This is a genomic window from Bacillus sp. FJAT-27986, from assembly GCF_001685035.1.
Classification (GTDB): Bacteria; Bacillota; Bacilli; order Bacillales; family Pradoshiaceae; genus Pradoshia.
On sequence record NZ_MAYV01000001.1, the window covers coordinates 460,115 to 485,259 of the forward strand.

Annotated in this window: 28 protein-coding genes; 9 read left to right on the forward strand and 19 right to left on the reverse strand. The window is 36.0% G+C overall.

Annotated elements, in window-relative coordinates:
• Positions 1-68: 68 nt before the first annotated feature.
• The 3 genes from A8L44_RS02160 to A8L44_RS02170 all read right to left on the reverse strand — a co-directional run bounded on the left by A8L44_RS02160 (position 69) and on the right by A8L44_RS02170 (position 3,364).
• On the reverse strand, positions 69-1,046 hold the full coding sequence (locus tag A8L44_RS02160) for an alpha-ketoacid dehydrogenase subunit beta (protein WP_066100851.1): 978 nt from the start codon (positions 1,044-1,046) through the stop codon (positions 69-71).
• Positions 1,047-1,049: 3 nt separating this feature from the next.
• A complete protein-coding gene (gene pdhA, locus A8L44_RS02165; protein WP_066100854.1) occupies positions 1,050-2,165 on the reverse strand; it encodes a pyruvate dehydrogenase (acetyl-transferring) E1 component subunit alpha in 1,116 nt (371 codons plus the stop codon).
• A gap of 533 nt (positions 2,166-2,698) precedes the next feature.
• Complete coding sequence (locus tag A8L44_RS02170) at positions 2,699-3,364, reverse strand: YkyA family protein (RefSeq protein ID WP_066100857.1); 666 nt, start codon at positions 3,362-3,364, stop codon at positions 2,699-2,701.
• Positions 3,365-3,664: 300 nt separating this feature from the next.
• Between A8L44_RS02170 and def the strand changes: the two genes are divergently transcribed.
• Positions 3,665-4,219, forward strand: a complete 555-nt coding sequence (gene def / locus A8L44_RS02175) for a peptide deformylase (RefSeq protein ID WP_066100859.1) — start codon at positions 3,665-3,667, stop codon at positions 4,217-4,219.
• A gap of 151 nt (positions 4,220-4,370) precedes the next feature.
• Here the strand turns inward: def and A8L44_RS02180 are convergent, their stop codons facing one another.
• Positions 4,371-5,141 carry a Cof-type HAD-IIB family hydrolase gene (locus A8L44_RS02180; RefSeq protein WP_066100860.1) on the reverse strand — a complete coding sequence of 257 codons (771 nt, stop codon included), beginning with the start codon at positions 5,139-5,141 and terminating at the stop codon, positions 4,371-4,373.
• A gap of 668 nt (positions 5,142-5,809) precedes the next feature.
• Here A8L44_RS02180 and A8L44_RS02185 point away from each other — a divergent pair.
• Together A8L44_RS02185 and rnjA are read left to right on the forward strand one after the other, a co-directional pair.
• A complete protein-coding gene (locus A8L44_RS02185) occupies positions 5,810-6,022 on the forward strand; it encodes a DNA-dependent RNA polymerase subunit epsilon (RefSeq protein WP_066100864.1) in 213 nt (70 codons plus the stop codon).
• A 3-nt stretch (positions 6,023-6,025) separates the two neighbouring features.
• The gene (gene rnjA, locus A8L44_RS02190) at positions 6,026-7,693 is read left to right on the forward strand and encodes a ribonuclease J1 (protein WP_066100868.1); all 1,668 of its coding nucleotides are present in this window, start codon (positions 6,026-6,028) and stop codon (positions 7,691-7,693) included.
• Between the two features lie 40 nt (positions 7,694-7,733).
• Here rnjA and A8L44_RS02195 read toward each other — a convergent pair whose 3' ends face one another.
• Positions 7,734-8,723, reverse strand: a complete 990-nt coding sequence (locus tag A8L44_RS02195) for a cytochrome d ubiquinol oxidase subunit II (RefSeq protein ID WP_066100870.1) — start codon at positions 8,721-8,723, stop codon at positions 7,734-7,736.
• Positions 8,724-9,336: 613 nt separating this feature from the next.
• On the opposite strand from A8L44_RS02195, the gene A8L44_RS02200 reads away from it, so the two are divergent.
• Positions 9,337-10,155 carry a mechanosensitive ion channel family protein gene (locus tag A8L44_RS02200; protein ID WP_066100873.1) on the forward strand — a complete coding sequence of 273 codons (819 nt, stop codon included), beginning with the start codon at positions 9,337-9,339 and terminating at the stop codon, positions 10,153-10,155.
• Between the two features lie 42 nt (positions 10,156-10,197).
• Here A8L44_RS02200 and A8L44_RS02205 read toward each other — a convergent pair whose 3' ends face one another.
• The 6 genes from A8L44_RS02205 to A8L44_RS02230 form a co-directional block, all read right to left on the reverse strand.
• Positions 10,198-11,316, reverse strand: a complete 1,119-nt coding sequence (locus A8L44_RS02205; RefSeq protein ID WP_066100876.1) for an N-acetyldiaminopimelate deacetylase — start codon at positions 11,314-11,316, stop codon at positions 10,198-10,200.
• Between the two features lie 72 nt (positions 11,317-11,388).
• Positions 11,389-12,099: a 2,3,4,5-tetrahydropyridine-2,6-dicarboxylate N-acetyltransferase gene (dapD, locus tag A8L44_RS02210; RefSeq protein ID WP_066100880.1), complete on the reverse strand. Its 711-nt coding sequence runs from the start codon at positions 12,097-12,099 to the stop codon at positions 11,389-11,391.
• 79 nt (positions 12,100-12,178) lie between these two features.
• A complete protein-coding gene (locus A8L44_RS02215; RefSeq protein ID WP_066100883.1) occupies positions 12,179-13,051 on the reverse strand; it encodes a LysR family transcriptional regulator in 873 nt (290 codons plus the stop codon).
• A gap of 107 nt (positions 13,052-13,158) precedes the next feature.
• Complete coding sequence (locus A8L44_RS02220; protein ID WP_066100885.1) at positions 13,159-14,664, reverse strand: MDR family MFS transporter; 1,506 nt, start codon at positions 14,662-14,664, stop codon at positions 13,159-13,161.
• A gap of 259 nt (positions 14,665-14,923) precedes the next feature.
• Positions 14,924-15,370: a cyclic-di-AMP-binding protein CbpB gene (cbpB, locus tag A8L44_RS02225; protein WP_066100889.1), complete on the reverse strand. Its 447-nt coding sequence runs from the start codon at positions 15,368-15,370 to the stop codon at positions 14,924-14,926.
• Between the two features lie 208 nt (positions 15,371-15,578).
• Entirely contained in the window at positions 15,579-15,818 is a 240-nt protein-coding gene (locus A8L44_RS02230; RefSeq protein WP_066100892.1) for a YkuJ family protein, read from the reverse strand.
• Between the two features lie 414 nt (positions 15,819-16,232).
• Between A8L44_RS02230 and A8L44_RS02235 the strand changes: the two genes are divergently transcribed.
• Positions 16,233-16,472 carry a glutaredoxin family protein gene (locus A8L44_RS02235; protein WP_066100896.1) on the forward strand — a complete coding sequence of 80 codons (240 nt, stop codon included), beginning with the start codon at positions 16,233-16,235 and terminating at the stop codon, positions 16,470-16,472.
• Positions 16,473-16,531: 59 nt separating this feature from the next.
• Here A8L44_RS02235 and A8L44_RS02240 read toward each other — a convergent pair whose 3' ends face one another.
• The 3 genes from A8L44_RS02240 to A8L44_RS02250 all read right to left on the reverse strand — a co-directional run bounded on the left by A8L44_RS02240 (position 16,532) and on the right by A8L44_RS02250 (position 18,568).
• Entirely contained in the window at positions 16,532-17,170 is a 639-nt protein-coding gene (locus A8L44_RS02240; protein ID WP_066100899.1) for a DUF3993 domain-containing protein, read from the reverse strand.
• 228 nt (positions 17,171-17,398) lie between these two features.
• Positions 17,399-18,163 carry a 2,4-dienoyl-CoA reductase gene (fadH, locus tag A8L44_RS02245; RefSeq protein WP_066100902.1) on the reverse strand — a complete coding sequence of 255 codons (765 nt, stop codon included), beginning with the start codon at positions 18,161-18,163 and terminating at the stop codon, positions 17,399-17,401.
• Positions 18,164-18,358: 195 nt separating this feature from the next.
• A complete protein-coding gene (locus A8L44_RS02250) occupies positions 18,359-18,568 on the reverse strand; it encodes a hypothetical protein (protein WP_066100906.1) in 210 nt (69 codons plus the stop codon).
• Between the two features lie 326 nt (positions 18,569-18,894).
• Here A8L44_RS02250 and A8L44_RS02255 point away from each other — a divergent pair, with 326 nt between their 5' ends.
• A complete protein-coding gene (locus A8L44_RS02255) occupies positions 18,895-19,683 on the forward strand; it encodes a metallophosphoesterase (protein WP_368072414.1) in 789 nt (262 codons plus the stop codon).
• Between the two features lie 64 nt (positions 19,684-19,747).
• Here the strand turns inward: A8L44_RS02255 and A8L44_RS18825 are convergent, their stop codons facing one another.
• The 3 genes from A8L44_RS18825 to A8L44_RS02265 all read right to left on the reverse strand — a co-directional run bounded on the left by A8L44_RS18825 (position 19,748) and on the right by A8L44_RS02265 (position 20,736).
• On the reverse strand, positions 19,748-19,903 hold the full coding sequence (locus A8L44_RS18825) for a hypothetical protein (RefSeq protein ID WP_175354217.1): 156 nt from the start codon (positions 19,901-19,903) through the stop codon (positions 19,748-19,750).
• 93 nt (positions 19,904-19,996) lie between these two features.
• On the reverse strand, positions 19,997-20,359 hold the full coding sequence (locus A8L44_RS02260; protein WP_077247944.1) for a fluoride efflux transporter FluC: 363 nt from the start codon (positions 20,357-20,359) through the stop codon (positions 19,997-19,999).
• On the reverse strand, positions 20,356-20,736 hold the full coding sequence (locus tag A8L44_RS02265) for a fluoride efflux transporter FluC (protein ID WP_139063789.1): 381 nt from the start codon (positions 20,734-20,736) through the stop codon (positions 20,356-20,358). Before A8L44_RS02265 ends, A8L44_RS02260 begins: the two co-directional genes overlap by 4 nt.
• 180 nt (positions 20,737-20,916) lie before the next feature.
• On the opposite strand from A8L44_RS02265, the gene A8L44_RS02270 reads away from it, so the two are divergent.
• The gene (locus A8L44_RS02270) at positions 20,917-21,411 is read left to right on the forward strand and encodes a YkyB family protein (protein WP_066100915.1); all 495 of its coding nucleotides are present in this window, start codon (positions 20,917-20,919) and stop codon (positions 21,409-21,411) included.
• A gap of 27 nt (positions 21,412-21,438) precedes the next feature.
• Here the strand turns inward: A8L44_RS02270 and A8L44_RS02275 are convergent, their stop codons facing one another.
• The gene (locus tag A8L44_RS02275) at positions 21,439-22,344 is read right to left on the reverse strand and encodes a chemotaxis protein (protein WP_066100918.1); all 906 of its coding nucleotides are present in this window, start codon (positions 22,342-22,344) and stop codon (positions 21,439-21,441) included.
• Positions 22,345-22,572: 228 nt separating this feature from the next.
• Here A8L44_RS02275 and A8L44_RS18830 point away from each other — a divergent pair, with 228 nt between their 5' ends.
• Entirely contained in the window at positions 22,573-22,743 is a 171-nt protein-coding gene (locus tag A8L44_RS18830) for a hypothetical protein (RefSeq protein ID WP_175354218.1), read from the forward strand.
• A 76-nt stretch (positions 22,744-22,819) separates the two neighbouring features.
• On the opposite strand, the gene corA is transcribed toward A8L44_RS18830, so the two are convergent.
• Positions 22,820-23,776, reverse strand: coding sequence for a magnesium/cobalt transporter CorA (gene corA / locus A8L44_RS02280; protein WP_077247945.1), 957 nt, complete (start codon positions 23,774-23,776; stop codon positions 22,820-22,822).
• 167 nt (positions 23,777-23,943) lie between these two features.
• On the opposite strand from corA, the gene A8L44_RS02285 reads away from it, so the two are divergent.
• Complete coding sequence (locus A8L44_RS02285) at positions 23,944-25,098, forward strand: aminotransferase A (RefSeq protein ID WP_066100921.1); 1,155 nt, start codon at positions 23,944-23,946, stop codon at positions 25,096-25,098.
• Positions 25,099-25,145: the final 47 nt, after the last annotated feature.

Below are 25,145 nucleotides of genomic sequence, written 5' to 3' on the forward strand. Positions count from 1 at the left end.
TTTCTTTTCAGTTTTTAAAGTTATGGTTGTGTTAGTCAGGAAATGCCACGAAAGCATCTCCTGTTATGTTAAAATTCTAAAACTTTTTTTGCAGTTTCAAGTACATCTTTATGATTTGGCAACCATATAGGCTCAGCTTGAGAGAATGCAAATACTGTATCAGGAGCAGTTACACGCAATACTGGTGCTTCCAGGCTTAGAATGGCACGGTCGTTGATTTCAGCAACAACTTGAGCAGCAATACCTGCTTGTTTTTGTGCTTCTTGTACAACAATTGCGCGTCCAGTTTTCTCAACAGATGCAATAATTGTATCAATATCAAGCGGGCTAATTGTTCTTAAATCGATTACTTCTGCAGATACACCTTCTTTTTCAAGTTGCTCTGCAGCTTTAAGTGATTCCTGAACCATTGCGCCATAAGTAATAATAGAAAGATCAGTACCTTCACGTTTCACATCAGCTTTACCTAATGGAATTGTATATTCCCCTTCAGGTACTTCTTGACGGAAAGAACGGTATAATTTCATGTGTTCTAAGAAGATTACCGGATCGTTATCACGGATAGCAGAGATTAACAAACCTTTTGCATCATAAGGTGTAGATGGAATAACCACTTTTACACCTGGTGTTTGAGCCATTAAACCTTCAAGGCTGTCTGCATGCATCTCAGGTGTATGTACACCACCACCAAATGGTGAACGGATTGTAATTGGTGAAGTATAAGTACCACCGGAGCGATATCTCATACGAGCCATTTGACCAGCAATAGAGTCCATAACTTCGAATACGAAGCCGAAGAATTGGATTTCAGGAACAGGACGGAATCCTTGCAATCCAAGTCCAATTGCCAATCCACCAATACCAGATTCAGCTAAAGGGGTATCAAAGATGCGGTCTTCTCCAAACTCCTTTTGTAATCCTTCAGTAGCACGGAAGACACCACCGTTTACTCCTACGTCCTCACCAAAAACGAGAACTTTAGGATCATTACGCATTTCAGTACGTAATGCATCAGTGATGGCTTGAATCATCGTCATTTGGGCCATGGCTTATTTCGACTCCTTTTCTTTGTAAATTTCATATTGTTCTTCTAGGTTGTATGGAAGCTCTTCATACATATTCATAATTAAATCAGTTACTTTTTGTTTTGGAGTATTATCCGCTTCTTTAATAGCAACTTTGATATCTTCTTTTGCTTGTTCAATTACTTCATTTTCTTTCTCTTCGCTCCATAGTCCTTTTCCTTCTAGGAATTTACGGAAACGAACAAGTGGATCTTTTTTCTCCCACTCGTTATCAAGGTCAGCTGTACGGTAACGTGTTGGATCATCACCAGCCATTGTATGTGGACCATAACGATAAGTTAAAGTTTCAATTAAAGTAGGACCTTCTCCATTAATTGCTCTTTCGCGTGCCTCTTTAACTGCAGTGTAAACAGCTAATGGATCCATACCGTCTACCTGAATACCTGGGATACCGGCAGCCATTGCTTTTTGAGCGATTGTTTTAGCAGCTGATTGTTTTTCAACCGGTGTAGAAATCGCAAAACGGTTATTTTGAACGATAAAGATTGCAGGAGCTTTAAATGCACCAGCAAAGTTGATTCCCTCGTAGAAATCACCTTGGGAAGCACCGCCGTCACCTGTATATGTGATTGCAACAGATTTCGCTCCATTTTTCTTCATACCAAGAGCTACACCTGCACATTGGATATATTGTGCACCAATGATGATTTGCGGAGAAATCACATTAACGTCTGCAGGAATTTGATTTCCAGCAAAATGGCCACGAGAGAACAAGAAGGCTTGAGTCAATGAAAGACCATGCCAAATCATTTGTGGTACATCTCGGTAACCAGGTAAAATGAAATCTTCTTTTTCCAAAGCAAATTGAGATGCCAATTGTGAAGCTTCTTGTCCAGCAGTTGGAGCATAGAAACCAAGACGACCTTGTCTATTCAAAGAGATAGAGCGTTGATCAAGAATACGAGTGTAAACCATTCTTCTCATTAATTCTTGAAGCTGTTCATCGCTTAAATCAAGCATAGCTGATTTATTTACGACTTCTCCCTCTTCATTTAAAATTTGCAACGTCTTGAACTGGTCGCTAACGCTTTCCAACTGCTTCTCTGCCTCAATAAGGACTTTCTGTTGTTTAGAAGCCATAGGATTCACATCTTCCTTTCTATAAATGGTTAAATATCCATCTTTAAATTATCATAATGCCAGTTTTCCACACCTAAACCATTAGATAACTGTATTAGTTTCCTCTTGATAAAAAGTAGTACAACTGTATCAATGGTTAAAGTTTACACGATTTAAATAATTGCCGTCAACTTATATGATTCGAGTATGTAAACATTTTCACAAACTTTCTTTAACGACAAACTGTTATACATTAATATTTTTTTATACTAATACAGAATGTGGAAAAAGCGCTTACAAAGATGAACTTTCTGTATTTATAATCCCCTAAACTAAAGTAATATGGGCAAAATAACTAACCTTATTAAACATGCAATACTAAATGTATAAAACCTAATAACCATTTTTAAATTATAATAAAAATAATCATACTCGATACTGGTCAAAAATCAATTAGGTTTTACTACTTAACAAAACATACCAAAACTTATCGAATTGATTATCGACAACCTGGAATTTCTATAAAAAAAGCCATCACTCCTGATGGCTTTTTCTTATTCTGTATCAACATCTAGTTTTGCCCTTTTATAGAAAGCAATCTTTTGTTCATTATATTCATTCGTTAAGTCATTAAATTTTTTGTTTGAGTTCATCAGTGAATTATACGTTTCATTGATTTTCTCAATTTGTTCTTGTAAATCTTCTTTGGTCACATCCTCTTTTTTAAAGAGTGTGTATAACTCATTCTCCTGTGTAAGACTCTTTGTATAATGTTTATACAGTTCATCATACTCATCATATCTTTTCGTCATTGTATCCTTTAATTCATTCGCTTCTGCTTTTAAGGATGAGTCTTCAAGATCGTTTATATGACCATTTAAATCCTTAAATTGTTCCTTAGCTTTATCGATAGCTTCTTTTTCCTTCTTCATTAACGCTTGTCTTTCTTCTATTCCTTTAATAGCATCATTTGATAATGATTGTATTTCTTCTATTTCCTTCATACCCAATTGTATAATCTTTCCATACAGTTCATTATCTTCTTCCTCCAGCTTTTGAAGCGGCTCTTGTTGTTTTTGGAAGTCTTCCTCCAATGCAGCCACTTCCTCCAGAGTATCATAAATTTTCTCTTCTGGACTGCTATTGTTTAGACATCCTGTTAATGCAAGGATTACTACTAACATACCTGTAAGTGTAATAATTTTTTTGTATTTTTCCATGATTAGCACTCCTATCTATCCCTACTTTACTATAACGAAATGGAAATATTTTGACAACAAATAACATATATAATAGGAGTAATACCCCCGAAATTACTTAGTAATCTAAATATAAGGTAATATATTGTAGTATGATTGCTATTGATTAATTCCTAAACTTAAAATACGCTACTACGTAAAGATAAGTAAGGCGTACAGACCCCTTATATGTTTGTTAAGATTACAGAAGTCATAATTAACTTTTTATGCAAGGTTTGATAGACTATAGAGTATAAATGGACAGTTTTATGAGGTGAAATAATGATTACAATGCAAGATATTATCAGAGAAGGGCATCCCACTCTACGAAAAAGAGCGGGGGAAGTACAAATTCCGCCTTCCAAAGAAGACCAAGAAATTCTCAAAAGCTTAATGGAATATGTACAAAACAGCCAGGATCCAGTAAAAGCAGAAAAATACGGTCTACGTCCTGGGGTTGGGCTGGCAGCTCCTCAAATTAATATTTCAAAACGAATGATTGCCATTCACGCTACAGACGATAAAAATAAGCTCCATAGCTATTCTCTCTTTAATCCAAAAATTATTAGCCATTCTGTTCAGAAGGCTTATTTAAGTACCGGAGAAGGCTGTTTATCAGTAGATCGTGCCATACCAGGCTATGTTCCCCGTTACAATAAAGTAAAAGTACAAGCTTATACGCTTGAGGGGGAAGAGATTACTTTAAGATTAAGCGGCATGATGGCCATTATTATTCAGCATGAAATTGATCATTTAAATGGAGTCATGTTCTATGATCATATAAATCCTAAAGATCCATTTGCCCATTTAGACAATGCGGTAGCCATTGAAAAATAAAAACCGGTGATTAATCACCGGCTGTGACTGTAGACATTTTCCCTATTTAGGTTGGTCTACAGTCTTTTTTTGTTCACTTATTTATAGAAACTATGTGGCTAAACCGCTCTGCCCTATTTTATGACTAGTCAGTTGCTGATTACTAACAAATTTATATAAGCTTTAATTCCTTTAATCCGTAATAAATCCCATCTGAATCTACGCTTTTTGTAATAAAGTCCGCTTCTTTCTTTAACAGCGGTACACCATTTCCCATGACCACACCCGTACCTGCTGCCTTAATCATTTCAAGATCATTTAATCCATCACCAAATGCATAAATTTCATCCATAGAGAATCCCTTGCGCTCAATCACATACTCAATTCCTTTAGCTTTTGACCCTCCATTTGGTACTACATCCATTGCATATGGATGCCAGCGTATGAATTGCAGATCCGAATAGTTTCCTTCATAAAGAGACGTATGATGTTCCTCACAAAATAAAAGAGCTTGGTAAATTTCATGATTTTTATAAAAGTCTCCCTTTTCCTCGGGATGTGGAAAATGAAGAGATCCCATACTCTCTTCTATAAAGGGATCATGTGTAACGTTGGCTTTCATTGTTTTCTCATTCATATAGATCATGGAGTGACCATTCGCCTTTGCTTCTCTCGTTAATTTTTCTAATTGTGATTGAGATAGAGGGTTTTTATAAATCATCTCATGCTCAAAAACAACATATTGACCATTAAAGCTGACAAAAGAGTCGATTTCCAGTTCATGAATAAGATGGCTGAACATAAAAGGTGCCCTACCTGTCGCTATTGCAACGTATGTCCCATTTTTTCTAAGTAAATGGATTGCTTCCTTAGTGGATTCCGGTAATTTCTTTTCAGAATTTAGAAGTGTCCCATCAATGTCAAAAAATACAATTTTACCCATAAACATTTCCTCCCAGATGCGCAATACTATATATAACGTATTATTGTCTACAATCATACTATCATAATAAATAGTAAACCTCTGCATGAGGAATCTCATACAACAGGAAAACAGCTATGATTAGTTATCTTGACTCTTCAGGAAAAATAGTAACGGTTAAAGATATTAGTTATACTTAGATTATGAATCAGACGCGATTGTAAATAAATTACAATATAAGCTTTTGAATCCAAGCATATACTATTTATGAGTGGGACGATAAATTTATTTTTACGTTTAGGTACTTATATCCCTCAAGCATATTTACCAAACGCTTAATTACCATTAAAATAATAGATAAAGGAGATGGTCAGCCATGTTAAAAAAGCTCAGAAAAAAGCTTCTCAAACAATGGAAAGACCTGATGGGCAGGAAATCAATTGCATAATTTTTTGAAAAGCCCTTCAAATATCCTTGCGGAGGGCTTATTCTATACGGTAAAGTAGATAACAGTCCTTAAAGAAAATTGTTTAAACATGCAAATGTTAGGAAATTTTCTTATAATAGAGATGATGAACTGTTTAGACCGACAGTCTAAGATGAATATCAATAGATAAGGTGGCCTGGTTGTTGCTCCTTGCCACCTCTTTATTTATAAATTTTACAAGAGTAAGTTAGGAGAGATTTACATGATTTTTAAAGTTTTTTTTCAGGAGAACGCAGCTGAGACACCCGTTCGCGAAAATACTAAATCTATTTACGTTGAAGGGGAATCGGAAAGAGATGTCCGCCAAAAGTTAAAAAGCCTTCCATACAATATTGAATTTGTTCAAGTTCTTAAAGATGAATATTTGGAATTTGAAAAACAGAATCCAGATTTCCATATTACGGAGACCAAATAATATATGAAATTTGTCAAGAACGACCAAACAGCTGTTTTCGCCCTCGGAGGGCTAGGCGAAATCGGCAAAAACACATATGGCGTTCAATTCCAGGATGAAATTATTCTAATTGACGCCGGAATAAAGTTTCCGGAAGATGAATTACTTGGCATTGATTATGTCATACCGGATTATTCCTATATCGTAAAAAACGCGGACAAGATTAAAGGTTTGTTTATTACTCATGGTCATGAGGATCATATTGGCGGGATACCTTATTTACTAAAGCAAGTGAATATTCCACTTTATGGAGGCAAATTGGCACTTGGATTAGTAAAGAAGAAATTAGAAGAACACGGTTTACTAAGACAAGCCATTATCCATGAAATTAAAGAGGACGATGTGATCAAGTTCCGGAAAACATCTGTTACTTTCTATCGTACCACTCACAGTATCCCGGATGCATACGGCATTGTGGTTAAAACACCACAGGGCAATATTGTACATACCGGTGATTTCAAGTTCGATTTTACTCCGGTTGGAGAACCTGCCAATTTAACTAAAATGGCTGAAATCGGTAAAGAAGGTGTTCTATGCCTTCTCTCAGACAGTACAAATAGTGAAATCCCTAATTTCACTATGTCTGAGCGTAAAGTTGGCGAAAGTATACATGATATATTCCGAAAAGTAGAAGGACGCATTATTTTCGCAACCTTTGCTTCGAATATTCATCGCCTGCAGCAAGTTACAGAAGCAGCTGTACAAAACAACAGGAAAGTAGCCGTTTTTGGTCGCAGTATGGAAAATGCCATCGAAATTGGACTTCAACTTGGTTATATTACCGCACCAAAAGAAACATTTATTGATACTCAGCAATTAAATAGATTACCGGCAAACGAAGTAACGATTCTTTGTACTGGTTCACAGGGTGAACCGATGGCTGCCTTATCTAGAATTGCAAACGGTACTCACAGACAAATCCAGATTAATCCTGGTGATACAGTTGTATTCTCATCATCACCAATACCAGGTAATACGGTTAGTGTATCACGCACCATTAATATGTTATTCCGTGCTGGAGCCGATGTCATTCATGGTCCTTTAAGTAATATTCATACATCTGGCCATGGTGGACAGGAAGAACAAAAATTAATGCTCAGATTGATGAAGCCTAAGTTCTTTATGCCAATCCATGGAGAATACCGCATGCAGCGAACACATGTACAAACAGCTGTGGATTGCGGTGTCTTGGAGGAAAATTGCTTTATCATGGACAACGGTGAAGTGCTGGCACTTACTCAGGATAGTGCTACCGTTGCTGGCAAGGTACCTTCCGGCAATGTCTATATTGATGGAAGCGGAATCGGGGACATTGGAAATATCGTCCTTCGCGACCGTCGTATTCTTTCAGAAGAAGGTCTTGTGATAGTTGTTGTCAGCATCAATATGAAAGAGTTCAAAATTGCTGCTGGGCCGGATATCATTTCTCGCGGGTTCGTCTATATGCGTGAATCAGGAGATCTGATTAACGATGCTCAAAACCTAATCACTCAGCATTTAAATAAAATCATGGCACGTAAGACTACACAATGGTCTGAAATTAAAAATCAAGTTACAGACACACTCGGACCTTTCTTATACGAAAGAACCAAAAGACGTCCGATGATTCTGCCTATTATCATGGAAGTATAAAAAGCACAAACGCGAGTACCTTAACAGGTACTCGCGTTTTTCATTTTGTTCGGAATAACATTTTATTGATCAATAGAGTAAATGGAGTCAGAAGCAATAATCCGATTACCAATAAGCATCCTAATGTTAACCATAAGTGGCTCCCATTAAACGAGTCCAATGTAATGAACGGATCAAGTATAAAAGGCAAATGTGAAATACCATATCCGTAGAAAGCAAACAAAAACTGAAGTAATACAAATATAAATGCTAAACCATGTCTTTTATTTCGAATGATTAAGTATAGGGCAGCCATAAAGCTAATTAAAGAAAGCGCAAATAACCACCAAATCTCCAGAGCATTTTGAAAATGACGCAAATTATGTCCCCTTAATGAAATAGTCGCTAAAGCAACTGCAATGATCGTAGGAACACTCCAAAAAAGAGCATAGCCTCGCACAGTCATACTTGCCTCCTTATCATTAGACTTTTCCTTATAATAGAGCAAGAATACGGCGCTTATAAACAATACACTTACAATTGTCAGAAACACGACACTCCAGGAATAAGGACTGAGGAACAATTTTTTTACCAGGAGAAACACTCGTTCTCCTTCTTTTTTTATAAAACCTCCCTCAGATATCGTAAGCCCAATGGATAAAGAGGCAGGAATAAGGATCCCAGTCGAAACATAAACGAACAAAAATGACCAGCTTGTTTTGTTCCCTTTTTTATACAAAAAATGTGCCATAAATCTGATGACTACCAGTAATAAAACGACCAGCCCTGGTAGAACCAATGCTCTGCCAAAATAATTAAATGTATCCGGAAAAAATCCAATTAATCCTGCCACAAAAAATATAAAGAAAATAATCGTAATATGCCAGAGTCGTGGATCATAATGACCTGTCGATTTAGGAATTCCCACCTGCTTACCTTTAAAACGACCATAATATGTAAAAAAACCAACCCCAAACTCAATGGAAGCAATTATGACATATACATAAAGGAAGGACCATAATACCGTTATTGTCAGCAGTTCAAAATTCAAGGTTACGACGCCTCCTTTTTAGTTTTATAAAGTGATTATTACCTATCCATACTATTTACCGGAAAGAGAGAACCGCTCTTCATTCTTCACATGTTTCTTGAATGTCCCACGGAACTATTAATCACCGATTGATTTCCAATCAACGAACCCTCTTTTCGCCTAAAATTCCAATATATATCCAAAATAAATATCACATATGCAAATAATACATAATCCGGTTAAATGTTTACAGTATTTTCAACCAAACTTTTTGGGAAAATAGTAAAAGTGGCTATGAACACACCAGTAACATAACTCAAGGGTCAATATTTAAAATGTGTAGAAATTGATAAAAGCAAGCTTTATTATCTATAACTTTATCATTGTATCAGTTTATGTTGAATAATGATTATGTCTTTTCAAACATTTTACCTTTCACTTGGCAAATCATTCAACTTCCTTTATGGTATATCTATATTATTCTATTATGATAGTAAAAGGCTGCATACATTTTCCTTCAAGATGAAGGTTATAGTATACCAAAAAAATTGTATCTATCATAATTGAATACTTCCGTTTATATCAATAAAGAAGTTGTTAGGAAAGGATTGGTTTAATGGAGAATTCGTTCATAATGGGTTTTAAATTTTCAGATCTCAAGTGGGAAACCTGGCTTTTCGATATTGGAATTTGGGTTCTAAAAATCTTTTTATTTTATTTAATCTATAAAGTAATACGCACGTTTACTTTTAAAATCATTGAAAAGATTTTCTCGCGCATGCAGGCCAAAGAGAATCTTTCTGAGAACCGTACGAAAACATTGGAATCCTTAACGAAAAACGCTTTTGGGTACGTCTTTATATTTATCTTAATAGTCACCATCCTGGAAATGTTAGGAATCAACGTTAGTGCGATTCTAGCCGGTGCCGGAATCGTTGGTTTAGCGGTCGGCTTTGGGGCCCAGGGATTAGTGAGTGATGTAGTAACCGGCTTCTTTATCCTGCTCGAAAAACAGATTGATGTTGGGGATGAAGTGACAATAGGAGTTATTAAAGGCGTTGTAGAAGTAGTCGGACTTAAAACAATCCAAATAAGAGGTTATGACGGAAGCCTCCACTATATTCCCAATCGACAAATTGCCATACTAAGCAATCATTCACGTGGAGCTATGAGAGCTATGGTGGAAATTAAACTTAAAGCAGAAGATAATTTGGAGGAAATCACAAAATCAATTAAAGAAATATGCCATACAATGGCCGAAAAAGATGAAGATATCCTAATGGGACCCGAGATTCTTGGCATCCAGGATATGGGTACAGCTGATTATACAATTCAAATTGTAGCCCGAACAACAAATGGACAGCAATACCATGTTGAACGTCAGCTGCGCTCTAGGATTAAAATAGCCATCGATCAAATAAGGCTTCAATACGCTGCTGAAGGAACAGAATAATATAGAGAACCCGGCTGCTATCTCTTTAGCCGGGTTCTCTTTTTATATTGATTTCATTCGAATATAATCTGTTATAACCGATACAGCAAAGGGTAGTGCCTTTTCATCAGGATTTAATTTAGCATGGTGCAATCCATACGATGACTGAACACCAAGCCAGAACATAAAGCCTGGAATCTCCTTAATCATGTATCCAAAGTCCTCACCCGTCATTGCTTCCTTGCAATTGACGAATGTCGTATCCTGCCGCTGATACAGAAATTTCATAAACTCTTCTGTTAGATTAGATTCGTTATATACTTGATAGTAGGAAGAACCAAAATCAACATTAATCTTACAATCAAGAGCCACTTCCATTCCTTTTGCCATTTCCAGTATTCGATTCCGGATCAATAGCATAGAATCCTCAGATAGCGTCCGAATCGTCCCTTCTATCCGCGCATTTTCAGCAATACTATTTTGGACAGTCCCTCCTGTTATTTTCCCAATTGTAACAACAGCCGAATCAAGTGGATTAATATTTCTTGCTACAATAGTCTGAAGCTGAGTAACAAATTGACAGGATGCAATCACCATATCATTCGTCAGATGCGGATAAGCAGCATGTCCACCAACCCCTTTAAAATCTATAAAGATCTCCGAGGTATTAGCAAAGAGTAAACCTGTTTTGGTAGCGATTGTTCCTACCGGATATTCCGGAGCTATATGCAATCCAAAAATCAAATCAGGTCTCCACTTAGAAAACTGCTCAGCAGCAATCATCTCCTCTGCTCCTCCAGGGCCCTCTTCTGCGGGCTGGAACATAAATAATACATGGTCATTGATTGGATTTTCCACTAAATCTGTTAATACACCAAGGGCGATGGTCATATGAAAATCATGGCCGCATGCATGCATATAATCTGCATGCTCGGATTTAAAGGGAAGCTCCGTTTCTTCTCGAATCGGCAAACCATCAATGTCAGCACGGTAGCCTATGGTTTTCTCAGGAGATAGCCCTTTTACTCGAACAAAAATTCCTGTTCTCCATTTTTCCCATTCTATACGATCCTGAGGAAGATTTCTTATGTAATCTATCAAATATTGTTGCGTCTTAAATTCCTTATAACCAGGTTCAGGGATCCTATGCAAATCTCTTCTTATAGAAATTAACTTTTCCAAATTGCAGCTCACCTCATCTCCAATTTAAAAACAGGCGCGGAAATCATCATCTCCACGCCCCTTCCATTTTTATTATAGCTGACGAAGCTCATCCTTAATTTCAATTTTGGATTTAGTCTTTTCATCAATTGTTTTAATTACTTTAGCCGGAACTCCAGCAACTACTGTATGAGCAGGAACATCTTCTACTACAATTGCTCCAGCCGCTACTACAGCTCCCTCTCCTACTCTGACGCCTTCTAAAATAACCGCATTAGCACCAACAAGTACATTATCTTCGATTACAACAGGATTGGCAGATGGAGGCTCTATTACGCCAGCCAACACTGCTCCTGCTCCAATATGGCAATTTTCACCGACAGTTGCACGTCCGCCAAGCACGGCATTCATATCAATCATAGTCTTATCCCCGATGCTTGCACCAATATTAATGGACGCTCCCATCATAATCACCGCATTATTTCCAATATGAACCTGATCACGGATAATCGCCCCCGGCTCAATACGTGCATTAATCCCTTTTAAATCCAGCATTGGAATTGCGGAATTTCGACAATCATTTTCAATAACATAATCTTCTATTTTCGCCTTGTTTTCCTCTAATGTTGGTTGAATATCAGACCATTCTCCAAAAATCACCCCTGTGTTACCGGTAATAAATGTTTTAACCTCAGGATTAAATACCAGCTCACTGATTTCTCCCTTTATGTATACTTTAACCGGCGTTTTTTTCACACTGTTTCCGATAAAGGATATAATTTCATTTGCATCCATCATTTTCATAGTATATTTCTCTCCCCTAAATAATTTTCTATTACTTTATCAAACAAGAGTAGGAAAAACAAGAATAGAGATTTCATTTCTATTCAATTAACATTTCCTCAATCAAACTTACAAAAGCCTTAACCTGTCTTAATTCTAAGGAAGCATCGTAGCTTACAAGCCATGTCTTTCTTTCAACAGACTGCCCCTCCAAATCATACAAGGGATGTTTAAAATACGAGGCTTCACCTTCTCTTAAAGAAATACCGGGCAATATGGCATACCCAATTCCATTCATCACCATTTGTTTACAGGTTTCAATTTGATCCACAAGAATGGTACGTGTCGGTGGAATTCCATAATGGCGGATCCACCAATTTTGAATCTCTCGATAATAGTTCGAATCACTTTTAAACAAGATAAATGGGCGTTCTGTAGTTAACGCATCTGATAATTGGTTAAGCTCGGTATCCACAAGGTATAAGTGATCACTGAACAATAGCTTTTTATAACCATGCCAGTCAGGAACCCCTCTCAATATACCAATATGAGACTCTCCATTATAGATATTTTCGATCATTTCACTGCTCCAGCCTGTCACAAGTGAGATCTTAACATTGGGATATTTGTTAACATATTTCTTTAAAATCATCGGGAGCCAATATTGGCCGACTATAGAAGCACTCGCAATTTTTAATGTACCTTGTACATTATGATTGAGAGCATCTACTTTTTCTCGTGTTTTTTCTTTTAATTTCAGGGATTCCCTGGCATATTGAACGACAATTTCTCCCGCCTCCGTCAACGTCATTCCTTTTGCTGATCTAATAAAAAGCGGTGTTCCCCATTCTCTTTCTATTGATTGAAGACGTTGTGAAAGTGCCGGCTGAGAGACAAACATTCTTTCGGCAGTCTTACGTAAATTCAGTTCAACAGCAAGAGTATCCAATAATTCAAAATCAGTTATAACCATTTGTTCTCCTCACAAACCAATCTCTTCTTAATCAGACATTCATTTTATTTTACCTTTATATTCTGCTGAACTGCAAATATTACAATATAGCAGATTTAATGAGGCTGTTACGATTTCTCTTTTGGCATTTTCAATATCAAGAACAAGCTCAGTATAGCCAGTAGTAAGACAATGAAATACACAATACCCAATGAATGTGTTAATCCACTTTGGATCTGTTCCAATCTTTCCGGCTCTAAAGAAGATCGAATCTCAGTGTTAAGCAATTCGTTTACCGAATTTAAATCTATATTTTCATTTTGTGAATAATAAGCGTTTAAACGATTATTCAATATACCTCCCAATAATGCGGCACCGATTGTGTTTCCCAGATTTCTCATGAACATGTTTGCAGCTGTTGCAGCACCTCTTTGTTCCCAATCCACAGTAGATTGGATGGACACGATAAAAGCAGTGCTTGTAAGCCCCATTCCCACACCAAGCAAGAAGGATCCAGAAGCGGCCAAAAACACATATCCATGGGAGGGCAAAAATGTAAAAGCCAGTGCACCCAGTATGATAAAGATTCCACCTGTTATACAAGTAGTACGATACCCTATCTTCAAAATCATATTGCCTGATATAAAGGATGCTATCGGCCACCCTATAGACATGGCAGTAAGAGTAAATCCTGCTATCATTGGGGATTCCTCCATTACTCCCTGTACAAATGTTGGTAAATAGCTTGATACTCCAATTAAAACAATACCGGTTGTAAGAGAGGTTAAATTAGCAAACAATATTGATTGATTCTTCCAGATAGAAAAAGGCATAACGGGCTCTACAGTTCTGTTTTCATGCTTCACAAAGCAAAACACCAAAATTAGCAGGAGTATAATTAACAACGAACTTTTTAAAGAAAGCCAGGAAAATGAAATCCCTCCTTGCACAAATAAAAACATTAAAAGCGACAAAGAAACAGCAAGCATTGCTGAACCCATATAATCTACCTTTTGTTTTTTAACCGTCTTTTGCTCATGGAAGAAAAATAGCAAACCTCCTAAAGAGAGAAATCCTAACGGAATATTAATCCAAAAGATCCAGCTCCATGATATGTACTCGATTAATAATCCGCCAATAGCAGGTCCCAAAATAGCCGATATTCCCCAAACACTTGATAAATAACCCTGAACTTTTGCTCGTTCTTCTTTCGTATATATATCCCCTACAATTGTCATTGCAACGGGCGTAATGGCTCCAGCTCCAAAACCCTGTATTAAACGAAAAAAAATTAAGCTTTGCATGGACCATGCATATCCAGAGCCGAGGGAACCAAGCAGAAACACTGTAATCCCAAATAACAATACTGGTTTTCTGCCAAATAAATCAGATAGCTTCCCATAGATCAATACCGTTACCGTATTCATTAGCAAATAGGCTGAGAAGACCCAACTATACAGGGAGAAGCCTCCCAGATCACCAACGATCTCAGGCATTGCAGTTGAAACGATAGTACCCTCGATGGCACCCATGAATAAAGCCAATAGGATTGAAATTAATACTAAAGGGCGTTTTGTCTTCTTCTTTGCCCTTTTGAAAGACTTTTTTTCTATGCTTGAATCGATTGAATTCATTTTTCCACGCCCCTCCCTATCATTTTAACGAAGTTCCTATCCTGGATAAAGTTAATTTGGAATATTATATCTATTAAAAGTTTTGTTGAGTTATTAGCATGTCTTAGAGTGTTTTATTGATAACATTGTTTAAAGTCACTTTTAAATTTAAGTTATACAACTTTATAAACCATGTAAAAAACGCCTGGATCTTTATCCAGGCGTTTTAAAAAATGTTTATTTTTTAATCCACTCATCATTATCGATTGAGATACTGATATTAATTATATTTAATGATTTTTATTAAACGATTTGTATGCTTCATAACCTGCCTTCTGGTCAATATACCTTCGAAAGCTCCCTCAGTACCTACCACACATACAAATGGATGATCAATGAGAAGTTCCATTGCTTTTTCAATTGAATCACTTTCTTTAAGACATGGAAGATTGGGATCCATCACTTCTGCAACCTTCATCTCTTCCAGTTTTTCAAATTCAATTCGCTCCAAGCCCAATATTGCATCCATTATCTTTGGTGTACTAATTAATCCATGCAGCTTATAATCATGTCCCAGAACTGGTATAGCAGTATATCCGCTTCTAGTAAGAACCAATAATGCATGTTCGAGATTATTTTCCTGCTGTACATGAGCAACACGTTCAGACGAAATCATTAAATCCTTTACAGTCAGTTCGAATCCATCTAATTTTTGCATATCTAACATGGTTAAGAACCCCTTATATAGTTAGTTCCTGGTTATCCACTTTTGGTTTTATTCGGAAGACTTAACTGTTCGATTTGTCAGTAATTATCTTCCCTTCCCCACTTTAAAAATTTAAGTTAGAGATTTTCAGAAGCATAACCTACATGATTAGGAACAAATACCTTCATCATGATAATGGAACATAACCAAATCATCTCAAATTTCCAAATTAGCTATAAATTAACTCAAAAATTTCAATGGCAATCATATCAATATTATCAAATTGATACTTCATAGTTTTTCCTTTATCCTGAAAAATCTCTAATTCGAATGTTTCAGTTTTATCGAAATAAGATACTTGACATTTAACTTGACCTTCAACTTCAAACACACGTTGTGCTGTATCTGATACTTTCCCTTGCTCCTGTAAGTTTTTCAAACGTGATAAAATTCCTTGTAATCGTGACATATCTAATATATGCTCCTTTCATGACTTACCAACAAATAAAATATATTGTCGCTTATGGACTGGCCATTAGTAACAGAATAGAGGAATAGGCATTATTTGTATACCCAAATTCATTATAACGTATTTGATGGTTACACCTTTTATTTCATCTCTTTTTTTAGAGACTTCATCATTTTATCATAAAAACGTTCCAAGAAAAATTCCAGCGCCATATTTTTCACTTTAAAGCAGACTCAATCAAAATAAATTGACAAGATCTCTCTGGTGTTGGCAATTCTTTTTCTCTTTCTAGTTCTTTAATTTGATAAAAGATAGCCCTGCCTGATATCCTACTTAAAATTTGTACTATAGTAAACAAAAAAGTTTCATGTATACTGGTAGATACAAATTAAACAAAAGAAAGGATAGAAAAAAGTGGAACCAGTTCTTTTTTTTACGCAACCAGGCTGTCCGCCATGTGCTTACGCCAAAAATTATTTTGATGAGCACAATATTCCCTATACCTTAAAAGATATTCAGAAGGATGCAAAAGCAAAAAAAATACTTATGACCAAATATGATTCATATTCTACCCCAACGTTTGTCATTGGTGATCAAGTAATCATTGGATTTAACCAGGAACGAATTATGGAATTGTTAAATATTAGAGATTAATACAAAAAAGCTAATCCTCATTCAAGCAGGATTAGCTTTTCCATTCATGCCATCAGTATCTAGAAAGCAATCATCCCAAACCAATGAGACCTATGATTAATGAACCCGTAGCTAATATAATCTGTCAATCTGTTTATGAAAGTCGGATTGGATGGCTCCTTATCCACACTCGAATTTTGGGCTATTTCTTGACTGTCATCAAGTGTTTTCGGATCGAAAGCAATTTGGTAATCATTAATTACCCATTTATTATGGTCATACATCAGCCCGATTGCCTCGTAATGCCCTTCATAGCTGACTGGTCCATCTGTATTGCCTGGAAACCATTCATACACATACCATTGATCATTAGCAGAACTATATCCTAGTTTAGTATGTTCACTATATGTAAAAAAAGGAATATAATAAAGGGCTATATCCGTACCATAGGTTTGATAGCCACTACCATCCACACTTTTTTGTACATTCATGTTTATAAAATCCTCAGTGTATTCCTCTGAGAAGGAATTTTTTAATAAATCTCGAATATTGTCCATTGATCTTGGTTTTTCTGAAAGAGATACCTGCAATTGAAATGCGCTATCTAAAAGATTAAATGCATCTTGTTTATCCAGTGTACTTTTAGCATCTACTTTGACAAGAGGAGAAACCGCTAATACAAGCATGGTAATAAACAACGAAGTTAAAACCTTTTTCATTATGATCCTCCTTTTTAAGTACATATCTCAAGGCCTTTATTAGCTTATTCCCCTTTTTACCAGAATAAACACTTTTTACTGAAAAATAATACAAGGATAGTGAAAACTAAAATATCATCTTAAACAGCTAGTCAAATGAACGCACAAAAAACAGTTCAATTAAATCAGCATATTGAACTGCTCTTTAAAGATTTCAATTCTTATTAAAACCATTCATCCATCCTATGCCTAAAACGGAAATTGATTGAGATGAGCACCGCCATCCATTGTAATACAATCACCATTAATATAGTATGCCCGATCAGACAGTAAATACAGGGCTAAATCTGCAATTTCCTCCGGTGTTCCTAATCTTCCAAGCGGAACACTTTCAAGCGTTCTTTGAGCTGCTTCTTCCGATTGAAATAACTTATCTGCTCCCCCAGTTCTTTCAATCGGCCCGGGAGCTATCGCATTTACGCGGATTCCATATTTTTTACCCCATTCCACAGCCAAAGTTCTAGTCATTGTCAGCACACCAGCCTTTGCTGAGGCAGAGTGAATGACATATGGACCTGCATCCCACGCATAGGTAGCGACCATATTGATGATTGATCCTTTAATGCCATTTTCTATCCAATACTTGCCGATGAGGCTGCTGCAGTAAAAAGTACCATTCAAAACAATATCAATGACAGATTTCCAGCCATTCGGTGATAGATCCTCTGCCGGACAAATAAAATTACCTGCTGCGTTATTAATCAAATAATCGATTGTACCAAATCTGTTAACCGTCTCTTCAATGGTTCTTTTAACATCCTCCACATTTCGAACATCCATCTGAACAGCCAGTATATTCTCCTGATTTTCTGCAAATTCTTTAATGGTGTTATCCAGTTTTTCTTTATTCCTTCCGGTAATGACTACTTTAGCCCCCTCATTTGCAAAACGTTGAGCCATAGCCTTTCCCATTCCACTAGAACCACCAGTTACAATCACTACTTTTCCCTTCATATGAGCCCTCCAAATAAAATGAATGATTATTCACTTTTATTATATCACAAAATTCTGTCAATAATATCCAGAAATGCTGAATTAGCAAAATAGATGAAAAATATAGATATAACGGGATTTTTAAATTTTAGCCAATCAAATTAAATGATAAAAGGGCCGCCTAATGGCCGCCCTTAAAAATTTTATATGTTTTACTTATGATTGATTGATTAGTTCATTAAGTTTAGAAAGAGTACTAATCAATGTTTCCTTTTTATTCGTACCTTTGCCATTTACTTTTAAATCATTAAGCATAACAAATACTCTGCCGGGATCTCCTTTTTTATGGAATCCATACATATATACTTTTATCATTCCTATTTTTGCAGGAAGATAGATCATTTCATATGATTTGGCTTTATTCATCTGTAACACCCTCGTCCTCAGAATGAAACATCCCATTCAGTTAACTAAATATATAAATCATTATTTCTATAAATCTAAATACCTATTGTATTTTAATTTTACCTTATTTTAGGTAGTTAATCTATAGACCAAATAGCACATAAATTTTGTAATCAAAAAGTAATACTCATACATCTTAACAATTTTCTTAATGAATGATAGGATTAGACTGACTATTATGAGATAGGAACTTTATAATGAAGAAAATAACCAGAAGATTCTTTTTAAAAAAATCATTTGCCTATATAGCTACTATTCTTTGCTCTCTTATAGGAGGGCGATTTTATATGAAAGATATTGAACCCTCCTGGGTTGATATAACACGTTTTTCCTATTCCCACCCACTTATTCCAGACTCCTTTCAAAATATTAGAATTGTCCAATTCAGTGATACTCATTTGGGTTTCCAATATAATTTGACAGATTTAGAAAAAACGGTTGAAACCATTCATTCACTTAATCCCGATATTATTTGTTTTACAGGTGACCTGATGGATAATCCGAATGAATATAGAATAACTCCTAAGCTCAATCAATTATTAAGTCAGCTGGAGGCACCTCTTGGTAAATATTGCGTTTTTGGCAATCATGACCATGGCGGTTATGGTACGGAAATTTACAAAGAGACTATGGTTAGTAATGGATTTACCCTGTTAGTAAATGAATCAAACTTTATAACCCTGCAGAATGGCCGTCAAATCGTAATAAGCGGGGTAGATGATGCAATGCTCGGCAAGCCCAACCTGGATGTAAGTATACCGGTACAATCCAGTGATTTATTTACCATTCTTCTATCTCACGCTCCTGATTATGCTGATTATGCCGCCAGTTACCCAGTTCATTTACAATTAAGCGGACATAGTCATGGAGGACAAATTCAGTTTCCTCTTTTGGGTGCGATTGTGACTCCCCCTTTTGCAGAAAAATACAGGGAAGGATCCTATAAAGTTGGCCCTTTATCCTTGTATGTAAATCGTGGTTTAGGTACAACCCGAATTCCATACCGGTTATTTTCACGTCCTGAAATCACGGTCATTGATTTGCAGAAAGGCCAAGAAGGCTTAAAAAAACGATAAAGGCAAACGAGCAGACCCTACATTCTGCCCGTTTGCCTATTTTCTGGCTGTTTTATGCCATGTGTTATTTCTTCTTTTTCAGATACTTCTCTTCAGCTTCAATAGCAGGAATTGGTCTTGAAAAATAAAAACCCTGTGCTTTTTCACATTGTATATCTAACAGAAAATCTACCTGTTTATTACCTGTATAGCTTTTAATGTTACTCTTTAAAGTTGTCATAGTCAGGGCACCTAATAGTTCATTTTTTGAAATAAATTACATTTCTTTCGATTATTTTATAATACATTGTCGAATTTTCATAGAGACGAGCGGTTAATGTCCTATATTTTTCATAAGATGATAGCACAACATACAACAAACTGACGTTCCTGCCAAAGAAAAACTTACATAAAGCAATAACTTGCGGTGTTCCCGGCTCAGCATTAAATCCAAGGCTTCAATTGCAAAAGTTGAGAATGTAGTAAAAGCCCCCAAGCTTCCTATCACAGTAAACATATGCATACCGCTTCCCCGCTCTATTCCTATCCCGGCCGATATACCAATTAAACACGAACCAATTAAATTAATAACAAGAGTAGCTAGAGGAAATGAATGATTATATTTTTTTAACCAGCCAGTCATTACATATCTTAAACATGCTCCGAGAAAACCACCTAATACAATTAATATAATCAACGCGCTTCCCTCTTTATCCAACTAGACATAATAAACCCTAACCATGCCATTAAGAGACCTGCAATCATACTCAGAAAAAAATAAATAAGACTATATAGGGGATAAGTTGCTGCGAGATTGGTTATTTCCAATGCAAAGCTACTCATCGTTGTAAATCCTCCACATAAACCAGTTCCAAAAAATAATTTTAATCTTTCATTTCCCTCATTTTTAAATAGCGAATAGGTGAGATAGGCTAAAACAAAGCTTCCAAAACCATTTATGAATAAGGTGTTAAACGGAATAGGACTGCCAGATGACGGGATCAATAAACTTATCCCGCATCGAGCTAACGCACCCATTGCCCCTCCGCAACCAGTAAGTAGCAGCTTTTTCAAGGTATCACACTCACTTTCATAATTCTTTTACCTTCAATTTCTCAATAGTCTGTTTTGAAAATTAATTCGTTCAAATAAGATATGAAACGTTTTTCCTTTTATCCCATAGCAGAACACGTTATAATCAGTTATATGCTTTTACTTATTATCATGAAATATTCTTAGAAGAAAGGAACATTTATGAATCAAAATAATGGGAATCTTCCTAATCCCGCCTGTTTTACTGCCGATGACCTGGGAGAAGCGATTTATTCTGTGAATAGACATGCAAAAACTGCATCAGACCCTAAATTTCTATACAATCTAAAGAAAAAAACGATTATTAAAATGCTTGAAGAAGGAAAGGCAAAGAAAATAGGCCTTCAATATTCAGACCATCCTCATTTAAGCTTCCAACAATCAGATGTACTGATACAATGCGGAAAGTATACATTCCATATTCCGCCCTCAAAGGACGACTTTCAAACATTAACACATCTTGGTCATTTATCAAAAGAGGTAAGAAACCCCTCTTCACGTCTTTCTTTATCTAAAGCAAAAAAACTATTGATGTCTTATACAGGATGCAAGGAAAATTCAGATAATGATCGCGCTAAAGACTATAAAAAGAAATACCAAAAACCGACTTTTACGCGTCTTGGTGAATCCTATCCATATCAAAATTGGAAAAAGTAAAGCTGCTGAACAAAGGGTTCAGCAGCTTTACTTTTGTAAAAGTTTGTCTAACTGTTTGACCAGTTCAACTATTTCAGGTTTACTAATTTGTGCATCTGCTCCTACCAACTCTCCCTTATGCCTTAAATCGTCCGTAATTAATGATGAAAAAATGATAACAGGCAAATCCGACAAGGTAGGATTTTCTTTAATTCGTTTGGTTAGATGGTGACCATCCATTTGTGGCATTTCTATATCTGTAATTACCAAATGTACATCATTCAGTAAGGTTCCTGCTAGTGCCTTTCCCTCTATAAAGGTTAGCGCTTCCTTGCCATTTTCAAAGAAATCGAGTTGTTCATAACCGGCTTCTTTTAATGTCTGCATCAACAGCTTCCGCAACAGCGGTGAATCCTCAGCAATTAATAAATGCTTATTAGATCGTTCTCTAACTCCTAATTTTTGAATCTGATTAATGGTTATTCCTGATTCCGGATTGATTTCCAAAATAATTTTTTCATAATCAAGCAGTAAAAGCATTTCATTATTCATTTTAATGACACCAGTAATCTGACTATCCAATCCCTGGTACATATCAGATGGTTTTTCTATTTGGTTCCATGAAATCCTATGGATTTGGGTAACGGTATGTACATGAAAAATGACCTTCATTTTATTAAACTCAGTCACTATAAATTTATCTTTTTCAGGAGCTTGGGATGCTGGGAGATTCAGTGCACTGGCAATATCTACTACAGGGAGTATCTCTCCACGAAGTTCAATGATTCCTTCAACATGATGATGTGTTTGTGGAACACCGGTAATCCGTACTGGGTTAATAATTTCTTTAACTTTGATAACATTAATTCCAAATTTATGCTCGCCAATACCAAATTCCACGATTTCCAACTCATTTGTTCCGCTCTCTAGCAGGATTCCTTTTTGTTCATTCATTTTTAACAGCGCCTTTCCATATCTCTTACGATTAATTGCAGTAAGATAAAGCCTTCTTTCTAGTATCGGCTTAAATTAATGTTTTTTTATAAATATTTAAATTTAAATCGATAATCGTGTTTATTTTGTGAAACTTTGCTCAATGATATAGACGCTTTAACAAATGAGGACTATTATACAGATAAAAGCATAACTTAAATCAATATGCTGGAAAGAAGGGGTTGACTTATGAAAGGTACTGCCATTTTATATGAAGATAACCATGTTATTACTTGTTTAGAGAATATTCAATTTAGCGAAGTTGAAAAATACACACATAACCAAACTGATGAATCTTACGCAACTCCTCAGCTTACTATGTGGCATCCAGAAGAAATCGATTGGGATTACGGATATTAATATAAATAAAGGACCCAGTCCTGTAAACATGACCTAAGCGGCTTTAGTTCTAAATACAATAGAGCTAAGCCGCTATTTATTTTTCATTTCTGTACAGCCTTCGGAATAACCAACCTTTCAGCATAAAGAGAATCATCATTATAACTGTGATGATGATCATAAAAAGAAGAACATACCAAAAACCATTGCGAAAACTTAAACCAGGCATTTCAGAAAAATTCATACCATATAAACCTGCAATAAATGTTAATGGCATGAAAATAGTCGTAATAATCGTCAAGGTCATCATTGTTTCATTCATTTTATTTGAACTGACCGCCATATAACTATCTCTCAGATCTGTCGAGAACTCTTTGTAGCCATCAACCAATTCTTTTAATTTCAATAAATGATCATACACATCATTAAGGTAATGATGATGTTCAGAAAGAGCACTGATTCTCTCAGAATGAATAATCCTGTACATCAAATCATTCATGGGCAAGATAATTCTTCTTAGTCGCGAAATCATCGTTCGAATTTCGTATAACTGACTCATTGGATCATTATTAAGAGAATGCTGCAGGTGATCTTCCAAGACATTTAATTGCTCCTCTATTTGATAGGCCTTTGGAAGATAAGCATCTACTACTGCATCAATAATTTTATGCAGGACATGGATAGAAGTATCCAATTGATCTGTAACTCCCCATACTTTATCTATTTCCTCTATATGATCTTCATGAACGGTTACGATTGCTTTTTCATTTACGTAAATATCAATCTCATTTCTTTCGAAGTTTTCATTTAAGGAATGAATGATAAAAAACATATAGGATTGATAAAAATCCACTTTAGGTCTTTGGTTGATTCGATCAAGACAGTCCTCTATAGTGAGAGGGTGAAAATTAAAATACGTACGGAGTATATTAGCCTCATATTCTTGCGGTGCGAGGATATCAACCCATACCAGGCTATAATCACGCTTCTGTAAGTCCTCCAAAGTCATTTCCTTTATACCATCAGTTTGATCCTTAACAAGTATTCGGTACACTATCTTCCCCCACCTAAGCAAAACGAATTACCCATAGTATTCCAAACCAAGTATGCATCATTCACCCAATCTTGCATACAACCATTTAGAGTAGGATAGTGTACACTTTCCTAAAGCAACCTTATAATAATAAAGATAAGAACTGTAATTAGGAGGTATGACCTGGAATGGAACACTTAATTAATCCTCATGTAAAAGAGATAGAAATATCCGGTATTCGGCAGTTTTATAATATGGTATCTGATATTGATGATGTCCTGTCCTTTACAATAGGATTACCTGACTTCCCAACACCCTTACATATAAAAGATAAAGCAATAAACGCCATTCAAAAAGATTGTACCACCTACACCCACAATGCCGGTTTACTCGATCTCCGGCAAGAAGTATCAAAATTTATGTATAGCCATTATTCACTTAAATATAATCCGGATGATGAAATTTTGATTACTGTAGGAGCAAGTCAGGCGATTGATATTGCCTTCAGGACTATTTTAACACCTGGAGATGAAGTCATTCTGCCTGGCCCTGTTTATCCCGGTTATGAACCATTAATTCACTTAGCAGGGGGAAAAGCAGTCCATGTTGATACAAGAAGCACCTCCTTTAAATTGACTCCACAATTAATCACAGAAAGTCTAACCGAAAAAACAAAATGTATTGTTCTTCCCTATCCGTCCAACCCAACAGGGGTATCATTAACGAGAGAGGAACTGGAGGAAATTGCTGACCTTGTTAGAGGAAAAAATATTTTTATCCTGGCTGATGAAATCTATAGTGAATTAACTTTGGACAGAACTCATACATCGATTGGTTCCATTATAAGAGAGCAAACCATTACTATAAATGGTCTATCAAAGTCACATTCCATGACCGGTTGGAGAATCGGCTTTCTGATGGCACCAAAAGCAATCATTAAACATATGATAAAGGTTCATCAATATAACGTATCCTGTGCCTCCTCTGTCTCACAGATGGCTGCACTCGAGGCTATGAGGAACGGTGAACATGATCCAGCTGCTATGAGAGAGGAATATAAAAACCGTCGTGATTATGTTTTTAATAGACTTGCGGCGATGAATCTCCAGACTGTATTACCGGATGGCGCATTTTACTTTTTCATTAAAATACCAGATGCCTTTAAAAATTCACTCGATTTTGCCCTCAAGCTGGTTCAATTTGAAAAAGTAGCTGTTATACCTGGATCTGCTTTTTCAAAATATGGAGAAGGATATTTCCGATTATCATATGCTGTTTCCATGGAGCAGCTTAAAGAAGGATTAAACAGACTTGAACATTTCCTAATTCAGCAGATAAAATAACAAGAGGCATTTCGTTAAAGGCATGATACCTTTTCGAAATGCTTCTT

What these genes read in the sequence shown, in the direction of transcription:
- A8L44_RS02200 (WP_066100873.1), top strand. Translation starts at nt 9,337, where the DNA reads ATGGGTTTTAAATTTTCAGATCTCAAGTGGGAAACCTGGCTTTTCGAT.
- pdhA (WP_066100854.1), bottom strand. Translation starts at nt 2,165, where the DNA reads ATGGCTTCTAAACAACAGAAAGTCCTTATTGAGGCAGAGAAGCAGTTG.
- A8L44_RS02185 (WP_066100864.1), top strand. Translation starts at nt 5,810, where the DNA reads ATGATTTTTAAAGTTTTTTTTCAGGAGAACGCAGCTGAGACACCCGTT.
- A8L44_RS02250 (WP_066100906.1), bottom strand. Translation starts at nt 18,568, where the DNA reads ATGAATAAAGCCAAATCATATGAAATGATCTATCTTCCTGCAAAAATA.
- A8L44_RS02160 (WP_066100851.1), bottom strand. Translation starts at nt 1,046, where the DNA reads ATGGCCCAAATGACGATGATTCAAGCCATCACTGATGCATTACGTACT.
- A8L44_RS02220 (WP_066100885.1), bottom strand. Translation starts at nt 14,664, where the DNA reads ATGAATTCAATCGATTCAAGCATAGAAAAAAAGTCTTTCAAAAGGGCA.
- fadH (WP_066100902.1), bottom strand. Translation starts at nt 18,163, where the DNA reads ATGAAGGGAAAAGTAGTGATTGTAACTGGTGGTTCTAGTGGAATGGGA.
- def (WP_066100859.1), top strand. Translation starts at nt 3,665, where the DNA reads ATGATTACAATGCAAGATATTATCAGAGAAGGGCATCCCACTCTACGA.
- A8L44_RS18825 (WP_175354217.1), bottom strand. Translation starts at nt 19,903, where the DNA reads ATGACAACTTTAAAGAGTAACATTAAAAGCTATACAGGTAATAAACAG.
- A8L44_RS02275 (WP_066100918.1), bottom strand. Translation starts at nt 22,344, where the DNA reads ATGAATGAACAAAAAGGAATCCTGCTAGAGAGCGGAACAAATGAGTTG.
- A8L44_RS18830 (WP_175354218.1), top strand. Translation starts at nt 22,573, where the DNA reads ATGAAAGGTACTGCCATTTTATATGAAGATAACCATGTTATTACTTGT.
- A8L44_RS02285 (WP_066100921.1), top strand. Translation starts at nt 23,944, where the DNA reads ATGGAACACTTAATTAATCCTCATGTAAAAGAGATAGAAATATCCGGT.
- rnjA (WP_066100868.1), top strand. Translation starts at nt 6,026, where the DNA reads ATGAAATTTGTCAAGAACGACCAAACAGCTGTTTTCGCCCTCGGAGGG.
- A8L44_RS02215 (WP_066100883.1), bottom strand. Translation starts at nt 13,051, where the DNA reads ATGGTTATAACTGATTTTGAATTATTGGATACTCTTGCTGTTGAACTG.
- A8L44_RS02270 (WP_066100915.1), top strand. Translation starts at nt 20,917, where the DNA reads ATGAATCAAAATAATGGGAATCTTCCTAATCCCGCCTGTTTTACTGCC.
- A8L44_RS02240 (WP_066100899.1), bottom strand. Translation starts at nt 17,170, where the DNA reads ATGAAAAAGGTTTTAACTTCGTTGTTTATTACCATGCTTGTATTAGCG.
- cbpB (WP_066100889.1), bottom strand. Translation starts at nt 15,370, where the DNA reads ATGTTAGATATGCAAAAATTAGATGGATTCGAACTGACTGTAAAGGAT.
- A8L44_RS02230 (WP_066100892.1), bottom strand. Translation starts at nt 15,818, where the DNA reads ATGTCACGATTACAAGGAATTTTATCACGTTTGAAAAACTTACAGGAG.
- dapD (WP_066100880.1), bottom strand. Translation starts at nt 12,099, where the DNA reads ATGAAAATGATGGATGCAAATGAAATTATATCCTTTATCGGAAACAGT.
- A8L44_RS02255 (WP_368072414.1), top strand. Translation starts at nt 18,895, where the DNA reads ATGAAAGATATTGAACCCTCCTGGGTTGATATAACACGTTTTTCCTAT.
- A8L44_RS02180 (WP_066100860.1), bottom strand. Translation starts at nt 5,141, where the DNA reads ATGGGTAAAATTGTATTTTTTGACATTGATGGGACACTTCTAAATTCT.
- A8L44_RS02170 (WP_066100857.1), bottom strand. Translation starts at nt 3,364, where the DNA reads ATGGAAAAATACAAAAAAATTATTACACTTACAGGTATGTTAGTAGTA.